This window comes from Rhodoluna sp. KAS3 (assembly GCF_026000575.1).
Taxonomy (GTDB): Bacteria; Actinomycetota; Actinomycetes; order Actinomycetales; family Microbacteriaceae; genus Rhodoluna.
This window is the reverse complement of the sequence record NZ_AP026910.1, coordinates 334068-352952: the sequence shown is the minus strand read 5'-3', so window position 1 is coordinate 352952 and position 18885 is coordinate 334068. Positions and strand designations below refer to the sequence as shown.

Below are 18885 nucleotides of genomic sequence, written 5' to 3'. Positions count from 1 at the left end.
ATCCGCGACTATTCAAGGTCAGCCGCGTCTCCTAAGGTTACCTTCAGGCTCATGGTCTTGCCATCCCGAATGAAAGTAACCTCAGCCACTGCGCCGGCCGGCTCTTGACGAACGGCAGCCGTTAATTCACTTGCCGAAGCAATCGGAACTCCGTTGAATTCAACGATGATGTCGCCAACCTCGAGCTTGCCAAGCTCGGCCGCGCCACCCGGAGTGAGTTCACGGATTTCGGCGCCCACACTAAAGCTGGTGTTGTTGTCTGAGTTGGCGGCATCCGTTACGCCTGCTCCAAGCAGGGCATGGCTGGCACTGCCACTAGCCATAATTTCGCTGGCAATTCTCTTGGCCACATTCGAAGGGATAGCAAAACCCACACCAATGCTGCCGGACGAACCTGAGCTGCCGGCCGATGCAATTGCCACATTGATACCTACAAGCTCACCGGTGGAATTAACCAGCGCACCACCAGAGTTACCTGGGTTGATGGCAGCATCGGTTTGAATTACCCGGAGGTTGATGGCAGTTCCGCTGCCACTGAAAAGCTGCAAACCACCCTGGCCGGAATCTGAATTCTCTGGTGCCGCTGCCGATGCCACCTGAATGGTTCGATTCAGTGCTGAAACAACGCCTTCGGTCACCGTATTGGCCAATCCGAGTGGGGCTCCCAGGGCAACAACGCGGGCGCCAACATTGAGCTTGCTAGAGTCGGCAAAAGTTATCGGGGTGAAGGTAATTGGTGCCTCGACCTTGATGACAGCCAGGTCGTTGATTGGGTCGGTTCCGACGATGGTCGCAGGGTAGACGTGACCATCCCAGGTTTTGACTTCAATTTCTGCCTGCGCCTCTGAGCCGTCCAGCGTCACCACGTGGGTGTTGGTCAAAAGGTATCCATCTTCGGTCAAAAATACGCCGGACCCGTTTCCGCCACCGGCTGATCCCGAAACATTGATGGTTGCGACTGACGGTGAAGCCTTGGCGGCAGCGGCCGTAACCCAGTTCACATCATCGGTGTTGTTGACCACGATTGGGGCAGGTCTCGTCCAGTAGTTGTAGACGGATACGCCGACGCCGGCACCAACACCAGCGCCAATTACGGCACCCAGGGTGATGGCGGCCGTGCCAGTAAGGAATGTGGTCTTTTTAGCTAATCTTTGGCGAAGCGTGAGCTTAGGTTTGACCAACTCCACCGGTTTAGCAACTTCAAATACAAATTGACGGTTGTAATCAGACACTTTAAGCCTTTCATCTTTGACAAATAGATTGCCAAGCGTGTCTGAATAGTTTATGAAAACTCTCTGAGAGAAACCTGAAACCAGTTATCCGCAGCCAAACACGCTCAAATCAGCTCTGCATGGCTCCCCCACCAACAAAACTCGCCTATCGGCGCTCTCTTGGGTTTGAGTTTCCGAATCTACCCCCACCTCGACGATTACCTCCGCAGTTGTGGTTATCTCGGCCCCGGATGGGATCCAGGATGTAGCGCCAGCCAGGCGATACGCGACCGAATAAGTGGCATGGGCAACTACCGTGAATTGGCCTTCTGACCAAAATGCTTTTTGTGGATTTGCCGCTGAAGATTCGGTGTCGTCGCCAAAATGCCAACCGATTTGCCGAAGGCTAAACCTGACCTCAGCGTTTTTGCCGAGGATGTTGCCCCTGCCGAAGTGTGTGCTGGCATTGGTGCCAAACCGGAGCACTTGCCCAGTGATGACTTGCGAACCAGGACTTACGCTCACCTCGAGGTCCTGAACGTTGAATGAGGCCTCGGCTGATTTAGAAATGGCTGTAGGTGAACTTATTTTTGTGGCTTTCTTGACAACCTTTTTGATGGAAATTTTAGGCTTGGCGGCTATTTTGGGCTTTGCCTTAATCGGTGGCGTAACCCAACCTCGATGCTTGTCATACTGATTTGCTTTTCTTGGTGCAGGCTTAGCCACCACCGGTGCGGTGACCTTGGACTGCACCTTAGGTTGAACTTTTGACACGGTGCTCTTGCGGCCCGGCTGAACCGATTGAGCTGAACCGCAAATGGTTACCGTTGAACCGACTACGACGGAACCGTGCTGGATTCCGTCAGAGGACCTATTGACCTTGCAGGCCGCCCAACTGGGAGATGGCAACGGCACCAACAGGCACAGCATTAGTGCCAAGCCGAATCCGGCAAACTGTTTTGCAAACATGAACTGATGCTAGGTGCCACGTGAATCCAGCGCTTAAGTTATCAACAGCAACAAAAACCCGGCCCACCATTTCTGGTGAACCGGGTTTTTGTTCTAGTTGCGGGGGCAGGATTTGAACCTACGACCTCCGGGTTATGAGCCCGGCGAGCTACCGAACTGCTCCACCCCGCGGCGAAGTTCCAAGTGTAGCACGCCTCGAGGAGAAGTTCCAGCCGGCTAGTTTGATGCCGCGATCGCCGCCTCAATTGCTGCCTTCAGAGCGTCGTCAGCCTTGCCGTAAGCTGCCCAGTCGCCGGCCGCCATAGCCGCCTCGCGGTCAAGCATGGCCTTGCGAGCCTTTTCAAGCGCAGCGGCTAGAGCAGCGTTTGTGCCTTCACCGGTGGTTGGCTCTTCAACGCCAGGCTCTTCAGGCACCGTGACACCGTCGCCATCTCCGGCCTCAGCACCCGAGTTGCCGCCGAACAGCGAATCAAGGGCTTCATCAAGGGTGTCTTCGAAGGCAATCTTGTCACCGAAGGCAACCAATACCTTCTTAAGCAGCGGGAAGCTGGTCTCGCCGGTTGACTTAATGTAAACCGGCTGGACGTAAAGCAATCCACCACCGACCGGAAGGGTAAGTAGGTTACCGTTTAGCACCTGAGTTGAACCCTGACGCAAAATATTTAGCAATCGGGATACTTCAGAGTCGGCCGAGAATGCGTTCTGAACCTGACCAGGACCCGGCACGATTGTGCTGGCTGGGAGGGTTAGCAACCGCAACTTTCCATAGTTGCTGGATACCTTTCCATCGGTGGAGCCGGCATCCGAGTCAACTACAAAGTAGCCCTTCAAAACGTTTCGGCTTGATTCACCAGTCGATCGAGGAATGAAGGTTGAGTACAGCGAGAAACTTGGGGCTGTCGCGCCAGGAACCTGAAGAGTCAGGTAGTAAGGCGGCTGCAGAACCTGGTTGCTGTCTGAACCGCTAACCGGATCGTTTGGGGTCATCCAAGCGTCTTCCTGCGAGTAGAAAGCGCCAGCATCGGTGACGTGATATGAACCAAGCACAGCTCGCTGCATCTTGAAGAGGTCAGCCGGGTAACGAACGTGACTCATAAGGTCACCCGACATCTCAGATACCGGCTTGATGGTGTTTGGGAAGATCTTCGACCAAGTCTTCAGGATTGGGTCGGTTTCATCCCACGCGTACAGGGTCACGCTGCCGTCGTAGGCGTCTACTGTGGCCTTCACCGAGTTACGGATGTAGTTAATCGAACCGCGAGTTGAAATGGTTCCTGAGTTGCTGTCGGTAATTGCGTCGCCGAAGTTCTCTGCGCGCGAGTAAGGATAGTTAGCCGAGGTTGTGTAACCATCAACAATCCAAACCACGCGACCATCAACCACAGCTGGGTAGCTGTCACTGTCGAGAGTTAGGTACGGAGCTACTTCAGAAACTCGGGTACGCGGGTCTCGATCGTAAAGAATCTGGGACTCGTTGTTGAGAGCATCGGACAGCAAAATTTGCTCGCTCTGGAACTTCAACGCATAGGCCAGACGGGCAAAGATGTTGTCTAGCTTTGGACCGCCGTCACCGGTAAAGGTGGTGTAGGTCTGGTCTGCCTCGCCATCACCGGCTGGATAGTCCAACTCGCGTGGCTCGGTGTTGGCAGGTCCACCCACGATTGAGTAAACCGGTGATGATTCGCCGAAGTAAATTCTCGGCTCGTACTCACCCAACAGACCGTTCGACGGAATTCCCTTTTGCAAGAAAACCGGCTGACCCTCGGCTGATCGCTGGTTACCGTAGGCGGCAACCACACCGTATCCGTGGGTGTAAACAATTACGTTGTTGTACCAAGACTGGCTGTCGCCCAGACCGGCCTGGTCAAGCTCGCGAACCGCAATAACGGTGTCTTGAGTCTTTCCGTCAATCGTGTAGCGGTCGACATCCAGGTGCGATTCAAAGCTGTAGTACTGCTTGTACTGCTCAAGCTGTTTGAACGAAGCGCTGACCAGGGCAGGGTCAATAATTCGGATGTTTGCCGTAGTTTCAGCATCTTCACGAAGAGCACCCGAAGTTGCGGTGGTTTCAGCATCGTATTCAACCGCTTCAACAGCATCCAGGCCGTAGGCGGCACGAGTGGCTTCGATGTTGCGCTCGATGTACTGAGCCTCAATCGTGCGCTCATTTGGGCCCACCTGGAAGGTCTGAACGATCCACGGATAAAGTGCTCCGAGAACCATCGAGCTGATGATCATCAGAGCGGTACCCATGATCGGTAGTCGCCATTTGCCCATAACCGCGGTGATCAAGAAGAGAATCGCTACGACCAAAGAAATCAGAGCGAGAATCTGGAAGCCCGGGATAGTTGCGTTGACATCGGTGTACGTTGCACCGGTGTACAGGCCGCTTGAGCTAGTCATTGTCGAGTACTGGTCAAGCCACAGCGAAGCACCCTGAACCAAAAGGTAAAGTGCAGCGGTTACTGACAACTGAACTCGAGCTGACTTGCCAACCTTGGTCTCGCGACCGCGGAAACGGATGTTGCCGTAAATGATGTGCACCGCGGCAGCGATGATTCCGGCCAATAGGACGGCGGCCGAGACGAAACTGGTTAGCGCCTGCAGGAACGGCAGGTCAAACATGTAGAAAGAAACATCAAGACCAAATTGAGCATCAACCTCACCGGTATATGTGCGGTTCAGCCACATCATCACAATCGGCCAGCGGCTTGCTGCCGCGACACCGGCAAAGATTCCGAGCAGAATTGGCAAACCGACCGAAACCACTTTGCGAAGCTGGTCAAGCAGAGCTCGGTACTGAGCAAATGGGTCGCCCTCGTCGGCAAACTTTAGGTAGATTGGTCGGTTTTTATACGCAATGAAGAAACCCAACCAAGTAATTAGGCCGAAGAACAACGCAGCTGCGGCGAAGACACCAGCCTGAGCCAAAATTTGCGTGGTGAATACCTCTTGGTAACCCAATTGCCCGAACCAAAGGCTGTCGGTGTACAAACCTGAGGCTCCAACCAAAGCCAAACCCAGCACCACGACAATGCCGGTGGCGATTGAAGCGGGTGATCGGCGGCGCTTGGCATTCAGATTGGTGGCGGTTGTCATCATTCTCCTGTTGCGTTATTTGGTGCTACAAACTGGTAGACCACTAAGGTCTGCTTGCTGCCCGATAGCGTTCACAATCGACAGCGCGTCATCAAAGGTTTCAACCTTAAATACTTGAAGACCTTCCGGAATATTGCCAATAACTTCATCGCAGTTTTCGCTAGGGGCTAAAAAGTATTCAGCGCCGTCTCGATCAGCGCCGTAAAGCTTTTGACGAATTCCACCGATGGGCCCAATCTGACCCGCTGCACTGATTGTGCCGGTGCCAGCGATGAACTGGCCCCCGGTAAGGGCTCCGGGGGTTAACTTGTCATAGATCCCTAGGGCAAACATCATTCCGCCCGATGGCCCACCGACAGAGCCGAGCTCGAGCTGGACGTCGACTGGGAAATCAAACTTGTAGCCGACGCTGACACCCATGCGGTACTTGCCGTCATCTGAGGCGTCTTTCTCAGGAACAATCGAGACTGTTTTTTCAACACCCTTGCGCAAAATTCCAACCGCAAGTGGCGTCACGCCATCATATTTGGCTACGCGATCGCGCAGAACATCGATGTCAAAGATGGCTTCACCATTGATTGAGGTTATGAAATCACCGGCAACAAGAATGCCCGAGGCGGGAGCATTTTTTAGGACCGCGCTGACGTAGACGTGGACCGGTACTTCGTATCCCAGTTCGGCTAGCGCCACTGCGATGGCATCCTGCTGGGACATCTCCATCATGGCCGTGCTCTCGGCCTGAACCTCTTCTTGAGTTTGGCTTGGCGGAAAGACTTGATCTAGCGGCAAAACGCTCTGGGCTGGATCAAGCCAGGCCAAAAGCAGCTCCAACCAACCGGGTGTCTGCTCACGGTTGCCCACAACGCTGACTGTGAGGAGGTTCAAATTTCCGTCGGTTTTGTAAGTTTGCGCACCACTAACTGTGATGATGTCTTTTTGATCACTCTGACCCAGAACATTGAATGTTGGGCCTGGTTTCTCGATTACGTACGGGGCCGGCAAGAACATGGCCAGCACGAGCCCGAGAGTCGCCAGGCTAGTGAGGATCAGCCCCCAAGCGCGCTTGGGCTGCTGTCGAGAACCTGTAGAAGTGGACTCGTTGAAGAAACTCACAGCAACCTTTCACAAACTTTCGATTCACTTAAGCCTAAGCGTGATTATGGTTATGAAGGTAAGGACGGTATGACGAACAACGACAACCCTCAGAACCCGATGGGCATGAACCCAGAAGACCTGGCAGCTTTTATGAAAAACCTGCAGCAGGCTATGAACATGATGCCTGGCGGCACTGGCAGCTCCGGCGTAAATTGGCAAATGGCAATGAGCCAGGCCAAGGAAACCGCTAGGAGCGGCGCAAAATCGATTACCGATGCGGCTCGCAAGGGCATTCACGACGGCGTCTCAATCGGCAGCCTCTGGCTCAACTGTGCAACCGCGATCTCAGAACTCACGTCAGAGCCAAAATTGCTTAGCCGAGAATTGTGGGTTGCTGATGCAATGCCGTTGTTCCAGGACCTAACCCAGCCGGTAGCTAATCGAATGAGCGCTGCCCTAAGTGAACAGCTCACGCAAAACCTTCCACCCGAATTAGCCGGCGTTTTGGGCAACGCCGGAGACCTCATGAAGTCCGTTGGTGGAACGCTGTTTGCAATCCAGTTGGGGCAGGCACTCGGCAAGCTTTCGAGCGAGGTGCTCAGCGGCGGAGACATCGGTCTTCCACTCTTCAAAGATCAAAGGGCGGCATTCGTTCCGCAGAACCTTCAGGAGTTCGTTGAGGGACTGGGCGAAGAAACCGATCAGGCTTACATTTACCTTACGATTCGGGAGATGGCGCACGTCCGCTTGTTCAAGCACAGCAAGTGGTTGAGAGATCACGTTGTGTCCCAAATCACGACTTACGCATCCGAAATCTCAATCGACAGCGATCGCATCAGTGAGTTGGCCGAGAGCTTGGACCCAAACGACACCGATGCAATCAAGCAGGCCATTGAATCGGGAGCTTTTATTTCAGAGCGCACCGACGAACAGAACCAGGCGCTGGCAAGCATCGAAAACATGCTGGCCTTGATTGAGGGCTGGGTTGACGTTGTCACCGAAGATGCAACCCGACTCCTCCCTAGGTCTGGTGCGATTGCCGAGTCAGTCCGACGCAGAAGAGCCACCGCCGGCCCAGCCGAGCTTACTTTTGGCACACTGATTGGTTTGGAACTGCGCCCAAGGCGACTTCGGGAAGCAACGGCAATGTGGCGCGCGGTTACCGACGCTGTTGGAATTGATCGCCGCGATAACCTGTGGGACCACCCTGACCTGGCGCCAACTGGCGAGGACATCAATAACCCGGCCGCGCTAATTGAGAAGCTTCAAGGTAAATCACCTGAGGCAGACGACTTTGATCGCGCGCTGCGAGACTTACTCGGCGACTAGGAAATTTGGGGATAACTTAGACCGCTAATTCATGACTTGACCACAATCAAGCCATGGTTATCCGAATAAATCCTCACCAGCAGTCAATTTGGCGCGATCCACACACCCTCCAAATCGGTTTGGGTAAAAACCAACCGGTATTCAGACGGCTGTCTCCGGCACAGGAGAAATTGATTGCTGCCCTGTATCGGGGTATAGCAGATCAGCATTTTGATTCTTTTAGTTCACAGTTGGGCGTATCAGACTCAGAATCAAAGGCCCTGCTTCGCGAACTCGACTCGGTACTTGAGAAACAGATTGAGCCCGCAGGGAAGGTCCAACCACTTGCCAGCGAATACGTTGAATCGGCCTTTGCCGAGATTGTGCGCGCCAGTTTGCAAACCGGCTTCAATGGCGAACAAGTTCTTATTGAGCGAGGACTCAGGAAAATCAGCATCGATCACCTAGGTGGTGCCGGTCTATCTTTGGCGCTCGGTCTAGCCTCAGCTGGCATCGGACAAATTTACAGCGCAGACTCCTCGAAAGTGATGCCGGAGGACCTAGGCCCGACCGGATATCCGACGCAACTTTTGGGCCACTCTAAGATAAATGCCCTCAATTTACTCCTGGCTGCCTCTCCAAATCAGGCCCGAATTCATGCCATGCCACTCAAAGAACATCAGCTAGATCAAATTGAATGCGCGGTATTAGTCGGCCATCAGGTGGTTGCGCCAGTGCTTTACTCCACCTGGATGAACCGCGATGTGCCGCACCTGGCCATCACAGCTGGGGCTGAATCGGTATCGGTGAGCCCCATCATTCTGCCGGGGCAGACACCGTGCCTTCTCTGCCTCGAACAGAGCCGCGCCACTGCCGACCCATCTTGGCCAGCTGTGGCAAGTCAATTGGTCGGCCGAAAGCACCGTTTCGATGATTCAACCGCTCAGTTTTTTGCCGCGGGTCTGGCGCTACAGAAAATTCTTCAACTCATCGATACGGTCAGCGGATTTGGCCAGGTCGGCGAAAATCGAGTGGGTTATGAACTTCATCGGTCATCTGGGGAGCTGGTAGAAATTAGCTGGCCGGTGTCACCCAAGTGCAGTTGCCAATCACCCTCGGGGCTGGAGTAGGCCAAAAAACCTGGATGGTTCGCGGTCGCGGCCGCTCACTGCGTCTCGGCGGGCCCAGGATAGGGTCAATTCTTTCTTGGCGCGCGTCAAGCCAACGTAAAGCAAACGTTGTTCTTCTCGGATTTCTGCTGGAGTCACGGCATAGCTGATCGGCAGGTAACCCTCGGTGAGGCCAACGACAAAAACGTAAGGCCATTCCAAACCCTTGGCAGCGTGAATCGTAGACAGCGTGACTGCAGCCTTGATTGGCTCATGTTGAGATCGCTGGCGCTCTTCGAGTTCTTTGGCAAAGTCCATTACGTTAGAGCCGGCCGGCAATTCTTCGGTGATGGCCAACAGTGAATTGAGTGACTCCCACTTCTCGCGTGCGCTGCCATGCTCCTGCGGCTGTTGGGCTTGCCAACCGAGAGACCGGCAAATATCAGACACAGCTTCGAACAGGCTTTTATCAATCGGGGCCACGGCTTGAGCCCGAATTGCACGAATTGCATTTTGGACTTCTGGTCGATTGAAGAACCGCTCTCCCCCGCGCACCTGGTAATCAATTCCGGCATGCGCCAAAGCGTTTTCAATAGCCTCAGACTGGCCGTTGACCCGGTACAAGACTGCCATGTCGCTTGGCTTAACGCCCTGATCGAGCTTGACCCGGATGGCCTGAGCCACCCCAGAACACTCGTCGGCGACGGTAGCAAAAGAAAGGGTGCGCGGCGCCAAACCGGGTTCACCCTGCGACACGAGAGGTTCAACCGCCGATGAATCTTGGGTTAGGCGGTTTGCGAAATTAACAATTTGCTGAGTCGAGCGGTAGTTGCGAGTCAGCTGAACCTCGACAGAACCCTCGTATCGGCTGCCAAAATTTTGCAAAAATTCGCTGGTAGCTCCGGTGAATGAGTAGATGGTTTGATTCGGGTCTCCGACAACGCAAATGTCCGAGTGGTTACCCAACCAGGTATCCAAAAGCGCGTGCTGAAGCGGCGAAATGTCCTGGTATTCGTCAACCGTAAAAAATCGATACTGCTGGTGCACATGGGCGAGGGCTCGCGGCTCGGCTCGCAAAAGACCGAGGGTTAGCACCAAGACATCTTCCCAGTCAATTTTTTGGGCCTTAACTTTTGCTTCTTCGTAAGCTGCCTGAAGCTCAACGTTTTTGCTGGGACTCAGCCCGGCAACTTTAGGGCGACTCGCCACTACCTCGGCGTACTGCTCCAGGCTCAGCATCGAATATTTGCGCCATTCGATTTCTGCTGCAAAATCGCGTACCGCGCCGGCATCAAGACGAATCTTGACTGAATCGGCTACTTCAGAAATCATCCGGGCCTTGGACTGCAAAACAGCTGGTGCAGGAACGCCGGCAAACTGTGGCCAGAAGAATTCAAGCTGAGACAACGCCGCAGCGTGAAAAGTCTTCACCGATACGGCACCGACACCCAATTGGCGAAGCCGGGCTCTGAGCTCGCCGGCAGCTCGGTTGGTATAGGTCAGGGCAAGTACACGGTTGGCCGCATAAAATCCGGTGGCAATACCGTAGGCAATTCGATGGGTGACGGTTGTGGTTTTTCCCGTGCCCGCACCGGCCAGGATGCAGGTCGGACCCACCAACGACTCAGCTGCTAGTCGCTGTTCAGGGTCAAGGTTTTCAAGCAGAAGTTCAGGATCCAATTTGGCCCAACTCCGTTGCCGAGACAATCTCTGATCCGTACCAGTGCTCGATAATTGCGCGAGAGATGCTCATGCGCCCCGGAAGCAGCAACGAACTTGCCTCAGCCTCGATGTCAGCACGACTAAACCAGCGCAACTTTTCAATCTCATCACCATCGGGTGCCAAGTCAGCATCGGCAAATGCAGGATCGACTTTGGCGGTAAAGCCAACCATGAGCGAGTAAGGAAAAGGCCACGCCTGGCTTCCGAGATACTCCGGTTGGACAACCCGGACTCCGGCTTCTTCGAACATTTCGCGGCGTACGGCTGCGGTTAGCGATTCACCGGGTTCAACAAACCCGGCCAGGATGGACCAACGGTTGTCTTCCCAAACTCCCTGCGAGCCAAGCAGAATTCGATCGTGCTGATCAATAACTGACACGATGATGGCTGGGTCGGTGCGAGGAAAAACCTGGTGCGAATCTTGCGGGCAAACGCGGACCCAACCGGCTTGATCGATGCTGGTCAAGGTGCCGCATCTTGGGCAGAACTGATGCGTTGCATGCCAATTTGAGAGCGCCAAAGCCTGCGTGTAAAGCCCCGCGTGCAGCGCTGAAAGCCCCGCACCGGTGCGCCTCAATTGATGCCAACCGTCTGAAGAAATCGAATCAGCCGCGCTGTCGTCTACTACCCAAAGCACCACAGCCGCCCCAGCTTCTACTGGCTGTTCGGCAACCTCAGAACGACCCAGATAGACCTCAACAATTGGCTCAACCTGTGTCGGTCGCTCAATCAGGTGAAGGCGCGGCTGAGCTTGTTCGGCCGGCCCATCCAGAAGCACTCTCCCGCGGTTGATTAGCAGGTAGCGGGTCGAGTGAGTAGACGCAAGATTTTCAAAGAGGCCCGGCTGAACGCGCGCAAGATAGTCACGATCAATCGCAGTGCGTGCCATCGGCAGGTTTAGCAACTGATCCATTTGGGCTCTCTGTCTAGATTCGCGTGGCGATGCGGGGCGTTCGAGAAATTTTCTTCTACCCTTTTTCACATGGCCAAATCTCCCTTGATTTTAGCGGCGCTAGCTAAAGCAGCTGTCCCGAACATTAACTTTCACCAGGTAAAGAGCCTTTCGGCCGGGGGAACCGGTGCTTTCGATACGGCTTTGCTAACAGCAACAACCGGTGAACACTATGTGGTTCGTGTGGCTAACAATCAAGCCGCCGGTGCCGAACTAGAGGTAGAACTCCGCGCACTCAAGGCCCTAACCCAGAATGGACGCCAGGCACTTCCTTTTGAGGTAACCAATCTGGTTGGCGAGACCAAGGATGAATCCGGGTCGCGCGTTTTGGTGTTCAGCTTTGTTTATGGAAACCCGGTCGAGATTTCTGCCGTCGGTGCCGACACTGCTCTTTCAACAAGCATTGGCAAGGCCATTGCAGCGATTCATAACCTTGACCGCCACCTCATTGAAGAAGCTCACCTAGCCGAATACGACGCGGCAGAAATCGTTCGCAACCGCACCGCTGAGCTTGACCGTCTGGCCTCAACTGGGAAGATTCCAGCCGTGCTGCTATCGCGTTGGGAAAACGCACTCGAAGATGTCAGCTTGTTCCGCTTTCAGCCAACTGTGGTCCACGGCGGCCTCAACACCGAGACCGTGCTGGCGCTCGATGAAAGCGTCAGTGGAATTCTTGGCTGGAGCTCGCTAAAAATTAGTGACCCGGCAGAAGATTTTGCTTGGATTTTGGGTACAGGAATTCACGAACTCAGCGACAGCATCCTGGATGTTTACCGCCAACACCACCCGGTGGTGGACGCTGGGCTACGCCAGCGCGCAACGCTCTACAGCGAGATTGAACTTGCTCGCTGGCTGATGCACGGCCTCAATAAAAATGACCAAGAAATCATCGATGACGCCAGCAGCCTCTTGGCTGTTTTGGCCGATGACGTGAGCACCGGTGCAGTTGGACGCCTGGTTGCTTCAGCCACGACCATTACAACCATCACCTACGAAGAAGCGGTGGTTGCGCCTGTTTTTGAGGCGGAATCAGTGATCGAGGTCGAAACAATCAGCGCCGACGAGGACGAAGAGCTTGAGGTCATCGACCTGGCGAAAGATGAGTACGTTGACGACGCCACTAAGCCGATTGAACTGCCTGAAAAGACCGACAACGAACTCTTCTAAGGCTTCTGGCTAGTTGCCCGGTCCCAAAGTTCAAGCAGTTCCGCTTCGTCAAGCACCTTTTCTGGACGAATCTCGACGTTGTCTGCCACAAAGTAAAAACCAACAGAAATCTGCTCGATCGGCAGACCGGTGAATCTCGAATACGCGATTCGATAGAGCGCCAGCTGCAGAGTTTTGGCTTCTAAATCGGCCTGATCTTTTGGAGCTTTTCCGGTTTTCCAGTCGACAATTTCAACTCCGGATTCTGTCGCAAATACTGCGTCAAGCTTGCAAACAAATGTGTGGCCGGCCATTGTCAATTGAATTTCTTGCTCAATTGCAATCGGTGTGAGAGTTGCCCAACGCGATGAAGCAAAATTTTCCTTTAGCGTTTCGAGCGACTCGCTGGCAAAGTCGCTATCAATTGCATCAACAGACGTTTCGGATTCGCCCAACGTTGCCAAATTGAATTGCCCCTCTACCCAGGTGTGAAAGTAGGTGCCATTTCGAGTTTGCTGAAAGGGGCGGGATGGCATTGGGCGCTTGAGTCGCTGAGCCAGACCGTCGAAGTCAAGAATGTAATCTTTGAACCTCGAGGCTGGGATTCTGATTGGAACCTCAACTCGGTCGGCGCTCGCAAGAGCCGCATCACGTTCACCGAGCAGTAGGTCGATGTCGCTCTGCACCTGCATAGCTGCCTGTGCCTGATTGCTTTCAATTACCTCGATAGCCTCACGAGTCAGCTTCTCGGCTCGCTCGAGCACCAAACGGTGTCTTTCTCCGAGTGGATCAAGCGGCCAGGCCTCAACCATGGCGTGATCTTCAAGGGGATTGTCTGGGTGCTGATTTTCAGGCAAAGAAGTTCCGGAAATCTCGGTTACCTGCTTCAGAAAACGGGATGGCTCTCGAACCTTCTTGTTTCCGGGTTTCCAGTATGAGCCGGTGAGCAGAAGCCTTGATTTTGGCCTCGTTACGGCAACGTACATAAGCCGAAGTTCTTCTTTCAACTGGTGCTGACGCATCAACTCCTTGAAATTCTCAACCAAACTTTTGGCATCAGGTTGGGTTTCAACTTGTGCGTAGTTCCACTCCGGAAGCTCGTTGCGATCTCCGCGCAACGGATACGGAAGTTGCCCAAATGCCAGCCAGCCCGAAGAGCCCTTGCCATCTCCTGGAAAGTCACCTTCAACCAGATTGGCAACCACAACGTTGTCCCACTCCAACCCTTTGGCTGCGTGGATGGTAAGAACCTGCACGACACCGGCCTCAGGGTTTTTGGTGGGTACTTCAAAACGTTCCCGCTGATCGGCAAAATCTAGCCATTCAATGAATCCGCCAAGGTGAGGCTGATGGTTGTTGGCGGAATAGCTCGAAACAATATTTGAGAAGGCGTTTAGGTGGGCCAGCGGGTTGTGCCTGCGAGGGTTGGCTGCAACCTCAATATCAAGCCACAACTCCTGCTCAACTGCTCTCACGTATTCCGGTAAGGAGAGCCCAGTCTGGCGGCGAAGGTTTCTGAGTAACGCAGCGGCGTCGAGAAGTCTTGGTAATCCAAGGTCTGAGAACCCGATTTTCTCCGGTTCTCTCTCATTTAGAAGAAGATCAAGAGCGTCAACAATTGACACTGCGTCCTCCGGCGCTAGACCCTCCCGCTGGCGCTCAACCAAAGAATCATCAAGTCGCGCACGTCTCGTGGCGTAACGGTGGAGGCGCTCAAGATCCTTTGCGCCGAGCCTCCATCGGGGCCCAGACAGCAGACGGATCAACTGAGTGCCGGCGAGCGGATTATGGATAACTTTTAGCGCGGAAACTAGGTCGACGATCTCTGGCATTTGAAGCAGACCGCCAAGGCCCACAACTTCGACGTCAAGCCCCTGACCTTCCAGCGCTTCAACAAACAGGTGCATTTGGCTTCTTTTGCGCATCAGCAGCGCTGAGGTTTGATCCTGATTGCTATTTTGCTTCAGCCAACGGGCAACAGCTTGTGCCTCAGCCTTGAGGTCTGGCTGAAAATCGACCTCCACTTGACCGAGGCCTGCGCTTGGAGCCGGCGTGAGTTCAACGACCTTGAGTTCACCAATCAGGTGGTTAGCAAGGTTCAAAACTTGCTGGGGATTGCGCCAGGAAGTCGACAGCGAGAACCAGGCCGATCCATCCGGTGCATTGAAGTCTCGGTAGAAGTTTTTGAGGTTGGAGGCACTGGCCCCACGCCAGCCATAAATTGATTGGTTTGGGTCGCCAACTGCAAACACCGATGTGCCAGCAAACAACCCTTGCAGGAGCCTGGTTTGAAGATAGGAGGTGTCTTGATACTCATCAAGGAGAACCTGCTGAAACTTACTCTGCTCGAGTTCGATGATTCCGGGGACCTCGCGAACCGCACGTTCTGCCAAGGCAACTTGATCGGAGTAATCAACGTAACCCTGGAGCTGCTTCTCGCGAGCATAGGCTTCTGCCAACTTGGCGATGGTCGGGGTGCCCATGATTGGCTGGAGCAAAGACTGCATGTACGAATATGGCGTGGTGTCGGATGAACCGGCTTTTCGGGGCAGTTCGGCTAGCGAGGAGGCTGCGGCTTCGATTACCGCCTCAATTTGATCTGCGCCGACGAGGTTGTCGTTCATGGATTGCGCTAGGGCTAAGACCGATTCCACAATCGATTTCAGGCTGGCGTCGAGATCACTCAGGCGAAGGTCAATTTCGGACCCGTGCTTCAGGATGACTTCACGGGCAAGTTGGAATGCTGCAGCTTCGGTGAGCAGTATGGCGTCTGATTCATACCCGAGCGCTAAAGCGTTCTCACGAAACAAATTATTCGCGTACGCGTTGTAGGTCGAAATTGTTGGGGCAATGAAGTCGTACTCGAGATCCTCTGGCCACATATCGGTGTCGCGCAGTTTCAACAGGCTTTCGTAGATTCTTTTACCGAGTTCGGCGGCAGCTTTTCTCGTGAAAGTAAGCCCTAGCACCTGTTCTGGCCGCACAACCCGATTGGCTACCAACCAAAGCACCCGAACCGCCATGAGCTCGGTTTTTCCGGAACCAGCACCGGCAACCACGAGCGCAGGAGAGTTGACGCTGGCTCCCTCGACGGCAGCCGCCTGCTCTGGGGTGAGCGTGTAGGGGCGGATTACCGCGTAGACCTGATTTGCAGAGAACTTAAAATCAGCCACCGAATGACACCGCCTTGGTCAAGTGAATTTGGCAGGTTCCAAATTCGTTTTCGTTGCTGCAGTGCGAGCCAACTTCGGCAACAAACCACTTATCTGCCATTGCCATGCCCTCGGTTGCCTCAGCTACAAGTGACTCAAATTTGCTCTGCAACTCCTGGTTTTCCGCCAGGCTTTCTTGAACCCTCTCGGTGGGTTTGGTTCCGTTTACCAGAAGCAACTTGGCGCCCGCCAAATGGGAACCCACTGCCAACCCAGTCAGGCCAGCAAAGGCCCCATGTTGATATGCGAGTTGATACAACCCCAACTGAGGGTGACTCTGTGCCTCGGCGGCAGTGAACTGCTTGGCACCGGTTTTGAGGTCTACTACGAACACCTTGCCGTCAGGGTAAACCTCTAGGCGATCGACTTGCCCACGAATTTTTGCCCGACCAAGCTCAAACTCGAAATCGATTTCTGCTCCGGCGACCTGGCCACCCTGCGCACGCACTTGCTGAGCGTACTGAACGAGGTTGGCGACCATGGCCTTGGCCCGCCGCTGACCTGCCTGCTCAAGCCAATCAGATTCAAATTTGAGGCTGTGCCACTTGGACTCAACTACCTTCCACAAGGCTTCATCGGTTACTTCCGTAGCCAATTCGAAGGCCTCGTGAAGTAGCGTTCCGAGATTCGCAGAAAAAGTTGAATCGGACCCGCCATGCGCATTGATAAACCAGTGCAGTGGGCACTTTAAGTAGTTCTCAAGTTGCGATGGTCGCACAAAGACTTGAGCCTCTGGGTCGGCGAGGTCAATCAGTGGCTCAGTGGTGGAGATTGGTTTTAGCCCGTACCAACTATCCGGATTTGCCCCCGGTATTCCAGCCTGGGACAACCGAGCAAGCCCAACTGCCGCACTTTGCTGATCTGCCAATGGCCGATCTGTTGCCAACTGCCGCCTCAGCGAACCGACCAAACCCCTTAGAGAGAGTTGGTGACCGCGGTGCGCAATCGGTGTCGGGATAGTGCCGAGCATCAAGCTCACGAATTGCGAAATCTGCCTGTCCTCAGAATCGGTGGCTGAAATGATTAGGCGACGGTAGGCAGCACCCACGGATTTGTAAAGCATCCTCAGCTCGTCCGGAAGTTCTGACCGCTGCGCCTGTTCAATTGAATCGATCTTGCCCGATAAGAAAGAACTGAGTGCGGTGGCACCGAGGAGAGAAGAGCGCGGCTTTAGATTTGGCCACACACCCTCGATCAACTGAGGCAGTGCAACCACATCAAAGGTCCTGCCGATGAGTGCAGCGGGTGTCATGAGGCTCACGCGGTCAGCCTGCTCGTTATTTAGAGCCAAAGAGTCTTCTGGAAGGCCCAGTGCTAACTGTTGTTCAACAAAGACCAATGATTTGGCACCCGGGTGACGCTCGACATACCGATTCGCTGCCGCGAACAACTCAACCACAGAGTCAAGATTTCGGTTGGCTTGAGCCGAAACCTCACCTACTCCTCTAGAAAGTTCACGCCAGGACTTATCTAGGCCAGACCTCGACCAAGCCAGCCAGAGGAGGTCTTCGATGCTGGCCGATTGGTCTTCGGTGATCTCCTGAGCCGCAAAAAAAGTTTCCAGAAAACTGGCGACTCTGCGGATTTCGGGACCCTTCAGCGCTGCGAGTGCACCAGGCGCATCAAACAAAGCAACGAGGAGCTCGTCGCTATTTCGAGCCCCTTCGGCAGCTAACTCCTCGCGACGAAGTGCCCGGCGCAGGCGACGCAGGCCGAGCGAATCCAAACCGCACAAAGGCGAGGTGAACAGTTCAAGTGCTAGTTCGATGCTGATCGGTGAACGAGTCAGGACAACCCAACAGAATCGCAGCAATGCTCGCGAACCAAACTCATCTCTCAGTGGGCTTTGAGAAACCAAACGGACCGGGATGTTTTCATACGAGAGCTCCGAGGCCAGTTGCTGAAGGTTGCCCTGACTTCGGGCCACCACGGCCATCTGAGACCACTGGATCTTGTCGTACAGATGTAGCTCTCGGAGTCGGCGTGCCAGCCATGAGATTTCAGATTGCTCATCGAGAAAAACCTGCCCCTCAACGCCGTCGGCCGAGGCATCGGGCTCTGGTCGAAGCAGACCCTTACGCTGACGGCCGGCCCGGGCAGTCTCAATTTGATTGCTCACTTTGCCGAGCACGTTGGCGATTCCCTGGGCGCGCTCGCCTGGCGGCAAAAAGGTCACGTCAACAGTGGTTTGGTTGGCCGCGGCAACTGCGTCAGCTAGAGCGCTCATAGCCCTGGCATCGGCAGACCTAAACCCCAAAGTGGATGCATCTGGGTCACCGAATAAAGCCAGATCAGCGCCAGAACGGGTTAGGAGCTGAATCAAATGAGCCGCTGCCGGGGTTAGTTCTTGGGCGTCATCTACCAGAATTAGCCTGAGGTCAAGCAGGGCCTTTGGCCACGGGTTGGTTTGAAGCCAGTCGGCTGCCGAGCGAATCAATTGAGATGGGTCGAACCGATGCTCGAACCCGACCCCCGAAACGGCGGCGAGGTATTCCCGATAGAGATTGGCAGCAGCGGGCCAAACCGGTTGCTTTTGCTCAAGTCCAATAGCGGCTAGAGAATCTGGGCTAACCCCATACTCAAGGCAAATAATGATTAGGTCTCGTAGCTCGGCTCTGAAGCCATTCAAAGCCAGCACGGTTGGCGTGATGTGCTTTGGCCAATCGCCAAAATTGCCAGCCGAGGTTGACTGAAGATCGAGCAGGTGGGACTCGATAATTTCCGCCAGCAGGCGGTCCTGCTCACTACCACTGATGAGCTCGGGCAACTTATGCCCAGCAGCCACGGCTGCCTGGTGCATCACACCGAAGGCAAAAGAGCTCACGGTTCTTGCGAGCGAGCCAGATACGGCGCCTTGAAGTTTCAGTGCTAGTGAGTCTCGGAGTGTGTTGGCAGACTCACGGGTGGCGGCCAGCACCAGAACCTGGTCGGCAGACAAACCGGATGCGATGCCGCGCATAAATGCTGCCTCGACCGCTGTGGTTTTGCCTGATCCGGGCGAGCCATAAACGGTAGAAATTTTCACGAGGTCAAAACTACCCTGCAGGCCTGACATTCAAGTA

11 protein-coding genes and 1 tRNA gene are annotated in these 18885 nt (G+C 54.4%); 3 read left to right on the top strand and 9 right to left on the bottom strand.

Going from position 1 to position 18885, the window contains the following annotated elements:
* Window positions 1–8: 8 nt before the first annotated feature.
* From OO731_RS01800 to OO731_RS01780, 5 genes are all read right to left on the bottom strand, one after another.
* Window positions 9–1232: a trypsin-like peptidase domain-containing protein gene (locus OO731_RS01800; RefSeq protein ID WP_264890427.1), complete on the bottom strand. Its 1224-nt coding sequence runs from the start codon at window positions 1230–1232 to the stop codon at window positions 9–11.
* A gap of 84 nt (window positions 1233–1316) precedes the next feature.
* Complete coding sequence (locus OO731_RS01795) at window positions 1317–2180, bottom strand: hypothetical protein (RefSeq protein ID WP_264890426.1); 864 nt, start codon at window positions 2178–2180, stop codon at window positions 1317–1319.
* A gap of 97 nt (window positions 2181–2277) precedes the next feature.
* Window positions 2278–2351 (bottom strand) — tRNA-Met (locus OO731_RS01790).
* A 45-nt stretch (window positions 2352–2396) separates the two neighbouring features.
* Window positions 2397–5279: a UPF0182 family protein gene (locus tag OO731_RS01785; RefSeq protein ID WP_264890654.1), complete on the bottom strand. Its 2883-nt coding sequence runs from the start codon at window positions 5277–5279 to the stop codon at window positions 2397–2399.
* 15 nt (window positions 5280–5294) lie between these two features.
* Window positions 5295–6392: a S16 family serine protease gene (locus tag OO731_RS01780; RefSeq protein WP_264890425.1), complete on the bottom strand. Its 1098-nt coding sequence runs from the start codon at window positions 6390–6392 to the stop codon at window positions 5295–5297.
* Between the two features lie 69 nt (window positions 6393–6461).
* On the opposite strand from OO731_RS01780, the gene OO731_RS01775 reads away from it, so the two are divergent.
* Both OO731_RS01775 and OO731_RS01770 read left to right on the top strand, forming a co-directional pair.
* Window positions 6462–7703 (top strand): zinc-dependent metalloprotease, encoded by a 1242-nt coding sequence (locus tag OO731_RS01775; protein WP_264890424.1) that lies wholly within the window; start codon window positions 6462–6464, stop codon window positions 7701–7703.
* A 53-nt stretch (window positions 7704–7756) separates the two neighbouring features.
* The gene (locus tag OO731_RS01770; RefSeq protein ID WP_264890423.1) at window positions 7757–8812 is read left to right on the top strand and encodes a hypothetical protein; all 1056 of its coding nucleotides are present in this window, start codon (window positions 7757–7759) and stop codon (window positions 8810–8812) included.
* Here the strand turns inward: OO731_RS01770 and OO731_RS01765 are convergent.
* Window positions 8792–10471 carry an ATP-dependent helicase gene (locus OO731_RS01765; RefSeq protein WP_264890422.1) on the bottom strand — a complete coding sequence of 560 codons (1680 nt, stop codon included), beginning with the start codon at window positions 10469–10471 and terminating at the stop codon, window positions 8792–8794. The genes OO731_RS01770 and OO731_RS01765 overlap by 21 nt on opposite strands.
* Entirely contained in the window at window positions 10461–11426 is a 966-nt protein-coding gene (gene nudC, locus OO731_RS01760) for an NAD(+) diphosphatase (protein ID WP_264890421.1), read from the bottom strand. The genes OO731_RS01765 and nudC overlap by 11 nt, the downstream gene beginning before the upstream one ends.
* 69 nt (window positions 11427–11495) lie before the next feature.
* Here nudC and OO731_RS01755 point away from each other — a divergent pair, with 69 nt between their 5' ends.
* Window positions 11496–12632, top strand: a complete 1137-nt coding sequence (locus OO731_RS01755) for a phosphotransferase (RefSeq protein WP_264890420.1) — start codon at window positions 11496–11498, stop codon at window positions 12630–12632.
* On the opposite strand, the gene OO731_RS01750 is transcribed toward OO731_RS01755, so the two are convergent.
* A complete protein-coding gene (locus tag OO731_RS01750) occupies window positions 12629–15784 on the bottom strand; it encodes an ATP-dependent DNA helicase (protein ID WP_264890419.1) in 3156 nt (1051 codons plus the stop codon). The genes OO731_RS01755 and OO731_RS01750 overlap by 4 nt on opposite strands.
* Window positions 15777–18848: an ATP-dependent DNA helicase gene (locus OO731_RS01745; RefSeq protein WP_264890418.1), complete on the bottom strand. Its 3072-nt coding sequence runs from the start codon at window positions 18846–18848 to the stop codon at window positions 15777–15779. Before OO731_RS01745 ends, OO731_RS01750 begins: the two co-directional genes overlap by 8 nt.
* Between the last annotated feature and the right edge of the window lie 37 nt (window positions 18849–18885).